Raw genomic sequence first — 14004 nt, 5'->3', positions numbered from 1 at the left:
CCCTGGGGGCGAAGGGGTTTCGTCGGGTCGTGACACATCCTAGTGGTGAGCGGAGACCGTCCACGGGGACCGGTCCCGCAGGGCGAGCCGTGTCCTAGGCCGTGTCTCCCAAGTCCGCGCCTGCTACGCGACGTTTCCGACTCGATCTGGCTGCGTTGGCGTCGCTCGACGTGCGATCCAGCACGCCAGCGCTCCGCCGCCTTGCCAGATCGGCCGCGAACGCCGCTCGCGACGACGCCGACCTGGGAGACACGGCCTAGGCTCGACGGCATGGCCGCCCCGCTGCGACGCACCTGGCGCCCCGGGCGCCCGGTCCCTGTGGCGGCGCTGGTCGGGCAGCACCGGCGCGGGGGCGGAGACCCGACCCACCGCGTGGTGGACGGGCGCCAGTGGCGCGTGTCGCGGACCCCGGAGGGGCCGGCGGCGACCGTCGTCGCGCCGCAGGCCGGCGGGGCGGACGGCGCCGTCGAGGCCGCCGCGTGGGGACCGGGCGCGGAGTGGGCGCTGGAGCAGCTGCCGGACCTGCTGGGGGAGGCCGACGACTGGGCGGGCTTCGAGCCGCGCCACCCGGTGCTGGCCGAGGTCCGCCGCCGCCACCCGCACCTGCGGATGGGCCGCACCGGCCTGCTGCTGGAGTCGCTGGTGCCCTCGATCATCGAGCAGAAGGTGACCGGCCAGGAGGCCTTCGGCGGGTTCCGCTCCCTGGTCCGGCGCTACGGCGAGGCGGCCCCCGGCCCGGCCGCCGACCTCGGGCTGCGGGTGCAGCCGGACGCCGCGACGCTGGCCGGCATCCCGTCCTGGGTGTGGCTCGAGTTGCACATCGACCCGGCGCGGTCGCGGGCGCTGGTCGAGGTGGCGCGGCGCGGCGACGCCTGGCAGCGGGTCGCCGCGCGTCCCCTGGCCGAGGTGGACCGCGCGCTCCGCAGCATCCCGGGCGTGGGCGTCTGGACGAGCGCCGAGGTCCGGCTGATGGCGCTCGGCGACGCCGACGCCGTCTCCTTCGGCGACTTCCACATCGCCAAGGACGTCGGCTGGGCGCTCACCGGCGCGCCGTTCGACGACCGCGCGCTGGCCGAGTTCCTGGAGCCGTGGCGGCCGCACCGGGGCCGGGTGCCGTTCCTGGTCGCCGCGGCGGGGCTGGGCGCGCCGCGGCGCGGGCCCCGGATGGCTCCGCGGTCGCACCTGCCCTCCCGTTAGCCGCGCGTTTCCGCAGGTGGGGAGGAGGTCCGACGGGCGCTCCACTAGATTGTGGTCGTGCGTACTGAGGCGGTCGACGGGGACACCGGCGGGGTCGGGCTCCGTGGGTGGCTGCGCCGCTTCCTGCTCGCCTTCTTCGGCATCCCGATGCTGGTCGCCATCGCGATGTCGCTGGTGGACTCCTACCGACGTCGCGGCAAGCGCCCCAAGCCGTTCCCGGTGCACCCGCCGGGGCCCGCCGACATCGGCGAGGGCGAGGTGACGACGTACACCTACGGCAAGGACCTCTACGAGGACATGCTCGCCGCGATCGACGGCGCGCAGCGCCAGATCCTCTTCGAGACCTACATCTGGAAGGGCGACGTCGTCGGCGAGCGGTTCAAGGAGGCGCTGCGCGCCGCCGCCGAGCGGGGCGTCGAGGTCTACGTCATCTACGACGCGTTCGCGAACCTCGTCGTCTCCCCGCGCTTCCAGCGGTTCCCGGACACCATGAAGGTGCTCCGCTACCCGGTCTACCCGGCGGGCTGGCGTTTCTTCGACTTCCGCCGCTACGGCCGCGACCACCGCAAGATCCTGGTCGTCGACGACCGGGTCGGGTTCGTCGGCGGCTACAACATCGGGACGGCGTACGAGACCGAGTGGCGCGACACCCACGTGCGGATCACCGGGCCCGCCGTGTGGGACCTCAAGCGCACCTTCGCCGACTTCTGGAACCTCAACCGGCGCCGCCGGCTGCGCGCCTCGGAGCGGCCGCTGCTGCTGGAGACCGCGTCGACCTGGGAGCCGCAGATCCGGGTGCACCGCAACGTGCCGCGGCTGCTGGTCTTCCCGATCCGGGGCATGTACCTGGAGGCGATCAACCGCGCCAGCCGCAACGTGTGGATGACCCAGGCCTACTTCATGCCGGACCAGGACCTGGTCGACGCGCTCAAGGCGGCGGCCCGGCGGGGCGTCGACGTGCGGCTGCTGCTGCCGCTGAAGTCCAACCACATCGTGGCCGACTGGATCTCGCGCGGGTACTTCAGCCAGCTGCTCGACGCCGGCGTCCGGATCCTGCGCTTCCGCGACGCGATGGTGCACGCCAAGACCGCGACCGTCGACGGCACCTGGAGCACCGTCGGCACCGCCAACATCGACCGGCTCAGCCTGCAGGGCAACTACGAGGTCAACGTCGAGTTCATCAACGCCGCCGTGGCGCGGGAGCTGGAGACGATCTTCGAGGTCGACCAGTCCAACAGCCTGGAGCTGACCCGCGAGGAGTGGGCCGCCCGCGACCTGCACCGCAAGTTCACCGAGCTGGTGCTCACGCCGCTGCGTCCCCTGCTGTGACCTGACCGGCCGGGCGCCGCGACCGGCGCTGTCGGCGCCACCTCGTAGGCTCGTCGCATGCGTCCCGTCACCGACCTCGAGCGCCGCGTCGCGCCCCTGCACGTCGAGTCGGACTTCCAGCCGTCGGGCGACCAGCCGGCGGCCATCAAGGAGATCTCCCGCCGCCTCAACGCCGGCGAGCAGGACGTGGTGCTGCTCGGCGCCACCGGCACCGGCAAGACCGCCAGCGTCGCCTGGGTCGCCGAGCAGGTGCAGCGGCCGATGCTGGTGCTGCAGCCGAACAAGACGCTGGCCGCGCAGTTCGCCAACGAGCTGCGCCAGCTCTTCCCGAAGAACGCGATCGAGTACTTCGTCAGCTACTACGACTACTACCAGCCCGAGGCCTACGTCCCGCAGACGGACACCTACATCGAGAAGGACTCCTCGATCAACGAGGAGGTCGAGCGGCTGCGCCACTCGGCGACCAACTCGCTGCTCACCCGCCGCGACGTGATCGTGGTGTCCACGGTCTCCTGCATCTACGGCCTGGGCACCCCGCAGGAGTACGTCGACCGGATGATCCGGCTGCGGGTGGGGGAGGAGCACGACCGGGACTCGGTGCTGCGGCGGCTCGTGGAGATCCAGTACACCCGCAACGACCTGGCATTCACCCGCGGCACGTTCCGGGTGCGCGGCGACACCCTGGAGATCTTCCCGGTCTACGAGGAGATGGCGGTCCGGATCGAGTTCTTCGGCGACGAGATCGAGCGGCTGATGACGCTGCACCCGGTCACCGGCGAGGTGCTCACCGAGGACACCGAGCTCTACGTCTTCCCCGCCAGCCACTACGTCGCCGGCCCGGAGCGGATGGAGCGGGCGATCACCGGGATCGAGGCGGAGCTCGCCGAGCAGCTGGCCACGTTCGAGCGCCAGGGCAAGATGCTGGAAGCGCAGCGGCTGCGGATGCGGACGACGTACGACGTCGAGATGATGCGCCAGGTCGGCTCCTGCTCGGGCATCGAGAACTACTCGATGCACATGGACGGCCGCAGCCGCGGCAGCGCACCGAACACGCTCCTCGACTACTTCCCCGAGGACTTCGTGCTGGTGATCGACGAGTCGCACGTCACCGTGCCGCAGGTCGGCGGCATGTACGAGGGCGACATGTCCCGCAAGCGCAACCTGGTCGAGCACGGCTTCCGGCTGCCCAGCGCGATGGACAACCGGCCGCTGCGCTGGGAGGAGTTCGTGGATCGGATCGGTCAGACCATCTACCTCTCCGCCACCCCGGGCAACTACGAGCTGGACAGGGTCCAGGGCGACGTCGTCGAGCAGATCATCCGCCCGACCGGCCTGGTCGACCCGCACGTCGTGGTGAAGTCGACCAAGGGCCAGATCGACGACCTGATCGGCGAGATCCGCGCCCGCACGGAGAAGGAGGAGCGGGTCCTGGTCACCACGCTGACCAAGAAGATGTCGGAGGACCTCACCGACTACCTCCTCGACGCCGGCATCCGCACCCGCTACCTGCACTCCGAGGTGGACACCCTCAAGCGCATCGAGCTGCTGCGCGACCTGCGCCTGGGCGCGTACGACGTGCTGGTCGGCATCAACCTGCTGCGCGAGGGCCTGGACCTGCCCGAGGTCTCGCTGGTCTCGATCCTGGACGCCGACAAGGAGGGCTTCCTCCGCTCCGACAAGTCGCTGATCCAGACGATCGGCCGCGCCGCGCGCAACGTCTCCGGCGAGGTCCACATGTACGCCGACAAGGTGACGCCGTCGATGGCCTCGGCGATCGAGGAGACCGAGCGCCGCCGGGCGAAGCAGATCGCCTACAACACCGAGAACGGGATCGACCCGCAGCCGCTGCGCAAGAAGATCGCCGACATCACCGAGATGCTGGCGCGCGAGGACGAGACGACCCAGGAGCTGCTGCAGACCTGGGCCGACGTGGGCCAGAAGGGCCGCGCCGGCGGGGTCAAGCCGCGCCAGGGCTCCCCGACCCCCGCGCTCCGCTCGACCGACGTCGGCACGCACAGCAGGGACCTCGCCGGACTCCCGAGCTCCGACCTCGCGGAGCTCATCCAGGAGCTCACGGACCAGATGAAGGCCGCCGCCGCGGAGCTCCAGTTCGAGCTCGCCGCGCGCCTGCGCGACGAGATCGGCGACCTCAAGAAGGAGCTCCGCCAGATGATGGAGGCGACCAAGTGAGCGACCAGGCGTCGAGCGAGGAACGAGCTCGTAAGCCTGGTCGCGAGCGCGGGAGCATGCGAGCGAAGCGAGCATCGGCGACGAAGTAGCCGCGTCACATGGATCCTCGTCGCTCGGAGGCTGATTTCGGGGCGAGGATCCATGTGACGTCGCGCCCGGAGACCGGCACCCTCCCCGTCCGGGCGCGTGCCCGCTGACGCGGTGTCGCACCTTTCCCACGCTCAGGCCGTGACCGACGCCACACCTGCCTCGTTGCCCACCTGAAAGAAATTGGCGGACATCGGGCCGTAACGCGGACGTGCCTTGTTGTGTTGGTCACAACGAGAACACGTTCTAGTCGGCCGATGGCGTTCGATTCGGGAGGAGCGATCCGTGGCGTTCAACGCGGTGGCTGTGATCCGTGGACCGGGGGAGATCGCCCTCATGGTCCTGGAGGTCACCAAGCGGATCTTCACCCGGCCGTTCCAGGTCCGGGAGTTCCTGGAGCAGGCCTGGTTCGTCACCAGCGTCACGCTGATGCCGACGATCCTGGTCTCGATCCCGTTCGGCGCGGTGATCTCGCTCCAGGTCGGCAACCTGACGGGCCAGCTCGGCGCCCAGTCGTTCGCCGGCGCGACCGCGGTGCTGGCCACCGTGCGGGAGGCCGCCCCGATGGCCGCGGCGATGATCATCGCCGGCGCCGCCGGGTCGGCGATCTGCTCGGACATGGGCGCGCGGAAGATCCGCGAGGAGATCGACGCGATGGAGGTGCTCGGCGTCGACCCGCTGGAGCGCCTGGTCGCGCCCCGCGTGGTCGCGACCATGTTCGTCGCGCTGATGATCAACGGCATCGTGATCGGCGCCGGCATCGGTGGCGGCTACTTCTTCACCGTGATCGTGCAGGGTGGCTCGGCCGGCGCCTTCCTCAGCTCCTTCACGGCGCTCGCCTCGCTGCCGGACCTCTACATCTCGATGATCAAGGCGGTGATCTTCGGCTGGCTCGCCGCGATCATCGGCGCCTACAAGGGCCTGGGCGCCGGCGGCGGCCCCAGCGGCGTCGGCCGCGCGGTCAACGAGTCGGTGATCATCGCGTTCATGGCGCTGTTCTTCCTCAACGCCGTGATCACCGCCATCTACTTCCAGGTCGCCCCGCCGGTGGGCCTGTGAACGGGCTCGGGAACGGGGGAGTGCGCTGATGGCTGTCAGCATGCCGCTCGGCGTCATCCGCGGATGGCGCAACGCGCTGGAGGAGTACGGCGACCAGCTGCTCTTCTACGTCAAGGCGCTGGCGTGGGTCCCGCGCGCGATCACCCGCTACCCCCGCGAGGTGCTCAACACCCTCGCCGAAGTGGCGTTCGGGGTCGGCGGCCTGACGCTGATCGCGGGCTCGGCGGGCGTCATCGCGTTCATGGCCTTCTTCGCCGGTACCGAGGTCGGCATCCAGGGCTACGCCTCGCTGAGCCAGATCGGCGTCGCGAAGTTCAGCGCGTTCATCTCCGCCTACTTCAACACCCGCGAGGTGGCGCCGCTGGTCTCCGCGATCGCCCTGGCGGCGACGGTGGGCTGCGGCTACACCGCCCGGCTGGGCGCGATGCGGATCTCGGAGGAGATCGACGCGCTGGAGGTGATGGGCATCCCGTCGCTGCCGTTCCTGGTGACGACCCGGATGGTGGCCGCCTTCGTCGCGGTGATCCCGCTCTACATCGTCGCGCTGTTCGCCTCCTACCTCTCGCCGCGCCTGATCGTGACGCTGATCTACGGCCAGTCGGCGGGCACCTACGACCACTACTTCCTGCAGTTCCTGCCGCCGATCGACATGCTCTGGTCGTTCTTCAAGCTGCTCTTCCTCGCGGTCGCGGTGATCCTCATCCACTGCTACTACGGCTACACCGCCTCGGGCGGACCGGCGGGCGTCGGCCGCGCGGTGGGTCGGGCGATCCGGACCAGCATCGTCACCATCGTGGTCGCGGACTTCTTCCTCAGCTTCGCGATCTGGGGTTCCACCACGACGGTGAGGATCACGGGCTGATGCTGGTCAACGTCCACCACGACTCCGCGCGCGAGCACAACCGGCTGCTCCTCGCCGGCATCGTCTTCCTGACGGTGATCGCGCTCCTCATCGGCCTCTCGATCGCGATCTACAACAAGACCTTCGACCGCGTCACCTGGGTGACGGTCCAGGCCGACCGCGCCGGCCTCCAGCTCGCCAAGTACGGCGACGTGCGGGTCGACGGGGTGCTGGTCGGACAGGTCCGCGAGATCAGCCAGGACGGCCAGCAGGCGGTGATCCGGCTGGCGCTGGACCCCGAGGCCGCCGCGACGATCCCGAGCAACGTCTCGGTCGAGATCCTGCCCACGACGCTGTTCGGGCAGAAGTTCGTGTCCCTGGTCCGGCCGGCCCGGCCGTCGGCCACCCCGATCAGCGACGGCGAGGTGATCCCGGCCAGCCGGGTCGAGACCAACGTCGAGCTCTCCCAGGTCCTCGCCCAGCTCTTCCCGCTGCTCCGCGCGGTCCGCCCGGCCGACCTCAACGCGACGCTCAACGCGATCGCCACCGCCCTCAGCGGTCGCGGTGAGCAGATCGGCCGCACCATGGAGCAGCTGGGCGGCTACCTGACCGCGATCGACGACCACCTGCCGACGCTGCGCCAGGACCTGGTCGAGCTCGCCGAGGTCGCCGACATCTACGACCTCGCCGCGCCGGACCTGATCGACACCCTCGCCAACGTGACGGTGACCAGCAAGACGATCGTGCAGAAGCGACGCGACCTCGACACGTTCTTCTCCGACATCTCGGGCGTGGCCGGCGTCGCGAACCGGGTGCTCGCCGACAACGAGCAGAACCTGGTCCGGATGGGGCAGATGACCGAGCCGGTGCTGGCGGTGCTGGAGACCTACTCGCCCGAGTTCAGCTGCCTGATCAAGGGCGCGGCCCGCTACGAGCCGATCCTGTCCAAGACCTTCGAGGGCAACGTGGTCAAGCAGTACATGTTCCTCGGCACGCCGCAGTACCGGCACTTCGACGAGCGGGACACGCCCGTCAACGGCGAGGCCGGCCACGGCCCCTGGTGCCTCGGCCTGCCGGACTTCTCCTCCCCGGCGACGCGGATCCCGCTGGACCAGGGCTCGCCCATGGACGAGAACCCGCCGACCAGCTGGGTCCCCGTGCAGCTCCAGGACGAGTTCGGCGTGGAGTCCGGCGACATCGGCGGCGTGAGCAGCGGCTTCGCCGGCACGGAGCGCGACAAGCAGCTGGTCAACGTGCTGCTCGCCGAGCAGAGCGGCCGCGAGCCGGCGTCGTACGGCGCGTTCGGCAGCCTGCTCTACGGTCCGGTGGTCCGCGAGGGGAAGCCCGCCCGCGAGGAGGTGGCCCGGTGAACCGCCGCAACGCCGTCACCACCGCCGCCGCCGTCAAGCTGGCCGTCTTCACCGTGGTCTCGATCCTGGTCACCGGCATGCTGGCGATGCTGATGGGCAACGTCGGCCTGGGCGGCGGCGCGACGTACGAGGCCGTCTTCACCAACGCGAGCATGCTCCAGAAGGGCGACGACGTCCGTGTCGCGGGCGTCAACGTCGGCGAGGTCAGGAAGATCGAGCACTACGACCGGTCGATGGCGAAGGTGACGTTCCGGGTCGCCGACGACGTCCGGCTGACCTCCGCCTCGACCGCCGAGATCCGCTTCCTCAACCTCGTCGGCGACCGCTACCTGGCGCTCGAGCGCGGCGCCGGGGCCGACCGCGCCGCCCCGCTCGCCGACGGCGGCACGATCCCGGTCTCCCAGACGAAGCCGGCGCTCGATCTCACGGTGCTGTTCGACGGGTTCAAGCCGCTCTTCCAGGCGCTCACCCCCGACCAGGTCAACGAGCTGAGCATGAACATCGTCCAGGTCCTGCAGGGCGAGGGCGGCACCATCCGGGGCCTGCTGGCACACACGTCCTCGCTCACCAACACGCTGGCCGACCGGGACGCGCTGATCGGGCAGGTGGTCACGAACCTCAGCGAGACGCTGGACACCGTCAACAGCCGGCGCCAGCAGCTGAGCACGCTGGTGATCGAGCTGAGGAACTGGATGCAGGACCTCGCCCGCGACCGCGACACGATCGGCTCCTCGCTCGACAACATCTCCGACCTGACGGTGGTCGTCGCCGACCTCCTGCGGCAGGGCCGGCCCCTGGTCAAGCAGGACGTGGTGGCGATCGACCGGCTCGCCCGGCTGCTCAACAAGCCGGACCAGCGGGCCTCGATCGTCGACCTGCTCGACCGGATGCCCGAGATGATGCGCGACCAGACCCGGACCGGCACCTACGGCTCCTGGTACCAGTACTACGTCTGCGGCATCTCGGTGGCGATCAAGCTGCCCTACATCGGCGACATCCCGATCGTGAAGCAGCTCCAGGACAAGATCGCGGGCTACGAGCTCGCCTCGACCGCACCCCGGTGCCAGGACCGCTGATGGCCAGAACCGACGACAAGAAGGTCCTCCGGCTGGGCGTGGTCACCCTCGTGGTGCTCGCGCTGGTCTCCGTCGCGACCTTCAACCTCTCCAAGTTCCCCGGGTTCCGCGGGACCACGTACTACGCCGAGCTCAGCGACGCCAGCGGGCTGCACAAGGGCAACATCGTGCAGATCGGCGGCATCCGGGTCGGCCGGGTCACCGGCCTCGACCTGGAGGGGGAGAAGGTCGTGGTCACGTTCGAGGTCGACGGTGGCGTCGAGTTCGGACCCGACAGCACGGCGTCGGTCGACGTGCTCAACCTGCTCGGCGAGAAGTACCTCAAGGTGACCCCCGACGCCGGGGGCCAGCTCGAGGCCGGGGGGACCATCCCCGTCGCGAACACCACGTCGGCGTACGACATCGTCGGCGTGTTCAGCGACCTCACCGAGACCACCGAGGGGATCGACACCGACAAGCTGACCGAGGCGCTCGACGTCGTGGCCGACACGCTCGACGCCGCCGCGCCGGAGGTGCAGGGCGCGTTCGCCGGCATCGCGCGCCTCTCGCAGACGATCGCGTCCCGCGACGAGGAGCTGCAGACCCTCTTCGAGTCCTCGGCCCAGGTGAGCGAGGTGCTCGCCGCGCGCAGCGACGACATCGTCGGCCTGATGCGCAACAGCGACCTGGTGTTCAAGGAGCTCCAGAAGCGGCGCCAGGCGGTCTACGCGCTCCTGGTCAACGCCCGGATCCTCGCCCGCCAGCTCGAGGGCGTGGCGACCGACAACGCGAGGACGATCGGTCCCGCGCTGGCCCAGGTCGACGACCTGACCACGCTGCTGGTCCAGCGGAAGAAGGACCTCAAGGCGACGCTGCGCGAGCTCGGCCCGTACGTGTCGATCCTCAGCAACATCGTCGGGACGGGGCCGTGGTTCGACGCGTACGCCGCGAACGTCCTCGGCGTGGTCACCGGCGAGTTCGAGATCGCGGAGGGGCAGTTCTGATGGTGTCAGCGGTCTGGAGCCGGATCGACCGGCGCATCGTGGCCCTCGTCGTCGTGCTGCTCGTGGTCGGCGTGGCGCTCAACGTGGTGCGCTCGCCGGAGGAGCGCAACACCGTCACCGCCCACTTCCCGCGGGCGGTCAGCGTCTACACCGGGACCGACGTCCGGATCCTCGGCGTGAACGTGGGGGAGGTGACCGCGGTCATCCCGGAGGGCAACTCGGTGCGGGTGGAGATGGAGTACGCCGCGTCGTACCGCGTGCCGGAGGACGCGAAGGCGGTCGTGGTCACGCCGACGCTGGTCGCCGACCGCTTCGTCCAGCTGACGCCGGTCTACACCAAGGGCGACGTGATGGCCGACGGCGCCGACATCCCGCTGCCGGAGACCGCGGTCCCGGTCGAGCTCGACCGGATCTACGCCAGCCTGCAGACGCTCACCACGACGCTGGGCCCGAACGGCGTGAACAAGAACGGCACCCTCAACAACGTCATGCGGTCCGCACGCAACGCCCTCGACGGCCAGGGGGCCCGCGGCAACCGGATGATCCGGGAGATGTCGGCGGCCGCCGAGACCTTCGGTGAGGGTGCCGGCCCGCTCTTCGAGGCGGTCAGCCAGCTCGCCGAGTTCACCACCACGCTGGCCGCGAACGACGAGCTGGTGCGGGCGTTCATGAAGGACCTCGCCGGCGTCTCGGACCTCCTGGCCGACGAGAGCGACGAGCTCCAGCAGGCGGTCGCGGCGGTCGCCGACGCCGTCGGGGAGGTCAAGGGCTTCGTCGGCGACAACCGGGACGCACTGGTCAAGGACGTGCGGCAGCTGACGACCACGGTCTCGGCGATCGCCTCGGAGCGGAAGAACCTCGACACGGCCCTGCGGATCGCGCCGGTGGCGATGGCGAACCTGAACCTCGGCTTCGACATCGCGAGCATGACGCAGAACTCCCGGATCAACTTCGGCAACAACATCTGGGACCTCGACGGGTTCATCTGCGCGACAATCCAGCTGAACCCGGAGATCTCGAAGCCGATGAAGAAGCTCGCCTGCGACCTGCTCGAGCAGTACCTGGAGCCGCTGGTGACCGACCTGCCGTGGGTGCCGGCCGGCATCACCGACGACGAGCAGCCGGCCGCGCACCGCGGCGCCGGACCCGGCACGAGTCCCGACACCGGGAAGGGGTTCGCGGTGCCGGTCCGCCAGGCGACCTACGTGGCTCCCGACGACCCGTCGGTCGCCGGCCTCCTGGGGGGTGTCCGATGAGCGGCCGGCTCGGCAGGGCGGCCGCCGCGCTGGTCGCCGGGGCGCTCGCGCTGGGCGGCTGCTCGTTCGAGGCCTACGACCTGCCGCTGCCCGGCTCGCCGGTCGGCGACGACGACTCCTTCGAGGTGACCGCCGACTTCGCCGACGTGCTGAACGTCGTGCCGCGCTCGACGGTGATGGTGGACGACGTGGTGGTCGGCGAGGTCACCGACGTGGAGCGGGTCGGCTGGCACGCGCGCGTCACGATGCGGATCCGGGACAACGTCGATCTGCCCGACAACGCGATCGCCGACATCCGGCAGGTCTCCCTCCTCGGCGAGAAGTACGTCGCCCTCGAGGCGCCCCCGGGAGCGGCGGGCGACGGTCGCCTCTCCGACGGCGACCGGATCGACATGAGCGCGACGGGCCGCAACCCGGAGGTCGAGGAGGTCCTCGGCGCGCTCTCGTTCCTGCTCACCGGCGGCGGCGTCGCGCAGCTCGGCACGATCATGAAGGAGGCCAACGCCGTGATGTCGGGCCGCGAGGGCCGGCTGCGGAACCTGATGGGGTCGCTGGAGGGCGTGGTCGGCACGATCGACGACCAGAAGTCGGACATCATCCGCGCCCTGGACTCCCTCAACGGCCTGACCGCCACCCTCAACGCGGAGAAGGACACCGTCGCAGAGGCGCTCGACGCGACCGGACCGGCGGTCCGCGTGCTGGCCGCCCAGCACGACGAGCTGATCGACATGCTCGGCGCCCTGGACGACCTGGGACGCGTCGGCACCCGGGTGATCGAGGCCAGCAAGGACGACGTGCTCGAGATCCTGGGTCACCTCGACCCGGTGCTCAACCGCCTCGCCGACGCCGGCGACGAGCTCGCCCCGGGCCTGAACCTGCTGGTCAGCTTCCCGTTCCCGAAGTCGGCGAACGCGATCGTGGAGGGCGACTATGCCGACACGATCATGCGCGCCGACCTCGACATCGAGCAGATCCTCGCCAATGTCGGGGTGGAGCTGCCGAAGGTCAACGTGCGCGGGCTCGTCGGCCGGGTGCTGCAGAGCTCGGTGACCGGCTGCGTGCGCAGCGGTCGGGTCACCAGCCAGAGCTGCACGACGGCGCTGCAGGAGGTGTCGTCCCGGCGCAGCCTGACCCGGCGGTGCCGCGAGGAGGGGCTGCGGCACAGCCCGGTCTGCGAGGTCGTGGCGACCGTCCCGGCCGTGGAGCTCAAGCGCCTGGCGGACCGTGAGGCCGCCAGCGCCGGCCTGACCTCGCTCGGTGGGCCCGGTGGCCTGACCCGGCGGATCGCCGAGGGTCGGGCCGACCCCGTCACGACGACCACGACGCTGCTGGGAGGTGCGGTATGAGTCGCGCGGTACGGATGCGCCTGATGGCCTTCGTGGTGCTCAGCGCCGTCGGGATCACCTACGTCGCGGCCTCCTACCTCGGCGTGGTCGACCGGATCACGGGGCGGCGCCTCGCCGTGACCGCGACCCTGCCCGCCTCCGGCGGCCTCTTCGAGGGCAGCGAGGTCACCTACCGCGGGGTGAAGATCGGCCGCGTCGCGCAGATGACGACGACCGTCGACGGCGTCACGCTGGACCTCGACCTGGACGAGGACACGCAGCTGCCCGTCGACTCCGCGATGTACGTGCACAACCTCTCGGCGGTCGGCGAGCAGTACCTCGACTTCCAGCCGCCCGCCGACGCCCCGCCGTACGCCGTGGACGGCACGGTCTACCACGGGACGGAGGAGTCGCTCCCGGTCGACGAGGGGGACCTCCTCGTCGACCTCGACGACTTCGTGCGGTCCGTGGACAAGGAGAACCTGCAGGTCACGGTCCGCGAGCTGGGCCGGATGTTCCGCGGCACCGGGGACGACCTCCAGCGGCTGCTCGACGGCGGCACCGCGTTCATCCAGGAGGCCTCCGCGCACACCGCCGAGACGGTCACGCTGCTCGACAGCGGGCTGACCGTGCTGCGCACGCAGCGGGGGCAGGGCGAGAACATCCGAAGCTTCTCAGCGGACCTGGCGACCGTCACCGCGGCGCTGCGCCGCAGCGACGGCGACCTGCGGACGGTCGTCGGCCAGACCCCGGGGGCGGCGCGCGAGGCGCAGGCGCTGCTGGAGGACCTCGAGCCGACGCTCCCGGTGCTCCTCAGCGACCTCTCCACGACCACCCAGACGGTGCTCAGCCACCTGGACGGGGTGGAGCAGCTGCTGGTCACCTACCCGGTGATCATCTCCGGCGGCCCGAACGGCATCACCGAGGACGGCTGGGGCCGGATCAACCTGCAGTTCGACTACTCGGTGCCGCCGTGCACCAAGGGCTACCTGCCGGCCACCGAGTGGCGCTCGACGCAGGACACGACGGACACGCCGGTCTACCCCGCGAGCTGCGAGGAGGGGGCGCCGTACGTGGCCCGAGGCTCGAAGTCGGCGCCGGGCGGGACGGGGGCGAACGCGTCCGCGCCCCGCTCCTACACCAGCGGCTACGACGCGGCGACCGGCGAGGTCGCGGGCGTCGTCGACGCGGCCGGCAACCCGGTGGTGTTCAACCCGCCGAGCAGCCTGTCGGTGCTGGGCGGAGACGCGTGGAAGTGGATGTTGGTGGGACCGGTGAAGGGGCGATGAGC

Annotated in this window: 11 protein-coding genes; all 11 read left to right on the top strand. The window is 70.6% G+C overall.

From position 1 onward, the window contains the following. Nucleotides 1-270: 270 nt before the first annotated feature. Entirely contained in the window at nt 271-1197 is a 927-nt protein-coding gene (locus ABLM29_RS06435) for a DNA-3-methyladenine glycosylase family protein (protein ID WP_349713164.1), read from the top strand. 57 nt (nt 1198-1254) lie between these two features. Beyond that, nucleotides 1255-2526: a phospholipase D-like domain-containing protein gene (locus ABLM29_RS06430; RefSeq protein ID WP_349713163.1), complete on the top strand. Its 1272-nt coding sequence runs from the start codon at nt 1255-1257 to the stop codon at nt 2524-2526. A 57-nt stretch (nt 2527-2583) separates the two neighbouring features. Continuing rightward, nucleotides 2584-4716, top strand: coding sequence for an excinuclease ABC subunit UvrB (gene uvrB / locus ABLM29_RS06425; RefSeq protein WP_349713162.1), 2133 nt, complete (start codon nt 2584-2586; stop codon nt 4714-4716). 372 nt (nt 4717-5088) lie between these two features. Next, nucleotides 5089-5862, top strand: coding sequence for an MlaE family ABC transporter permease (locus ABLM29_RS06420; protein WP_502889177.1), 774 nt, complete (start codon nt 5089-5091; stop codon nt 5860-5862). Nucleotides 5863-5890: 28 nt separating this feature from the next. Beyond that, nucleotides 5891-6724 (top strand): MlaE family ABC transporter permease, encoded by an 834-nt coding sequence (locus ABLM29_RS06415; RefSeq protein WP_349713161.1) that lies wholly within the window; start codon nt 5891-5893, stop codon nt 6722-6724. Further along, nucleotides 6724-8073: an MCE family protein gene (locus ABLM29_RS06410; RefSeq protein WP_349713159.1), complete on the top strand. Its 1350-nt coding sequence runs from the start codon at nt 6724-6726 to the stop codon at nt 8071-8073. Before ABLM29_RS06415 ends, ABLM29_RS06410 begins: the two co-directional genes overlap by 1 nt. Then, nucleotides 8070-9149: an MCE family protein gene (locus tag ABLM29_RS06405; protein ID WP_349713158.1), complete on the top strand. Its 1080-nt coding sequence runs from the start codon at nt 8070-8072 to the stop codon at nt 9147-9149. The genes ABLM29_RS06410 and ABLM29_RS06405 overlap by 4 nt, the downstream gene beginning before the upstream one ends. After that, nucleotides 9149-10132 (top strand): MCE family protein, encoded by a 984-nt coding sequence (locus ABLM29_RS06400; RefSeq protein WP_349713156.1) that lies wholly within the window; start codon nt 9149-9151, stop codon nt 10130-10132. Before ABLM29_RS06405 ends, ABLM29_RS06400 begins: the two co-directional genes overlap by 1 nt. Then, nucleotides 10132-11388 (top strand): MCE family protein, encoded by a 1257-nt coding sequence (locus tag ABLM29_RS06395; protein ID WP_349713155.1) that lies wholly within the window; start codon nt 10132-10134, stop codon nt 11386-11388. The genes ABLM29_RS06400 and ABLM29_RS06395 overlap by 1 nt, the downstream gene beginning before the upstream one ends. Beyond that, nucleotides 11385-12734: an MCE family protein gene (locus ABLM29_RS06390; protein ID WP_349713154.1), complete on the top strand. Its 1350-nt coding sequence runs from the start codon at nt 11385-11387 to the stop codon at nt 12732-12734. Before ABLM29_RS06395 ends, ABLM29_RS06390 begins: the two co-directional genes overlap by 4 nt. Beyond that, entirely contained in the window at nt 12731-14002 is a 1272-nt protein-coding gene (locus ABLM29_RS06385) for an MCE family protein (protein WP_349713153.1), read from the top strand. The genes ABLM29_RS06390 and ABLM29_RS06385 overlap by 4 nt, the downstream gene beginning before the upstream one ends. Nucleotides 14003-14004: the final 2 nt, after the last annotated feature.

It is taken from the genome of Nocardioides sp. YIM 152588, from assembly GCF_040191335.1.
In the GTDB taxonomy this organism is placed as follows: Bacteria; Actinomycetota; Actinomycetes; order Propionibacteriales; family Nocardioidaceae; genus Nocardioides.
This window is presented reverse-complemented; position numbering and strand designations above follow the sequence as displayed.

What these genes read in the sequence shown, in the direction of transcription:
- ABLM29_RS06435 (WP_349713164.1), top strand. Translation starts at nt 271, where the DNA reads ATGGCCGCCCCGCTGCGACGCACCTGGCGCCCCGGGCGCCCGGTCCCT.
- uvrB (WP_349713162.1), top strand. Translation starts at nt 2,584, where the DNA reads ATGCGTCCCGTCACCGACCTCGAGCGCCGCGTCGCGCCCCTGCACGTC.
- ABLM29_RS06415 (WP_349713161.1), top strand. Translation starts at nt 5,891, where the DNA reads ATGGCTGTCAGCATGCCGCTCGGCGTCATCCGCGGATGGCGCAACGCG.
- ABLM29_RS06410 (WP_349713159.1), top strand. Translation starts at nt 6,724, where the DNA reads ATGCTGGTCAACGTCCACCACGACTCCGCGCGCGAGCACAACCGGCTG.
- ABLM29_RS06400 (WP_349713156.1), top strand. Translation starts at nt 9,149, where the DNA reads ATGGCCAGAACCGACGACAAGAAGGTCCTCCGGCTGGGCGTGGTCACC.
- ABLM29_RS06395 (WP_349713155.1), top strand. Translation starts at nt 10,132, where the DNA reads ATGGTGTCAGCGGTCTGGAGCCGGATCGACCGGCGCATCGTGGCCCTC.
- ABLM29_RS06390 (WP_349713154.1), top strand. Translation starts at nt 11,385, where the DNA reads ATGAGCGGCCGGCTCGGCAGGGCGGCCGCCGCGCTGGTCGCCGGGGCG.
- ABLM29_RS06385 (WP_349713153.1), top strand. Translation starts at nt 12,731, where the DNA reads ATGAGTCGCGCGGTACGGATGCGCCTGATGGCCTTCGTGGTGCTCAGC.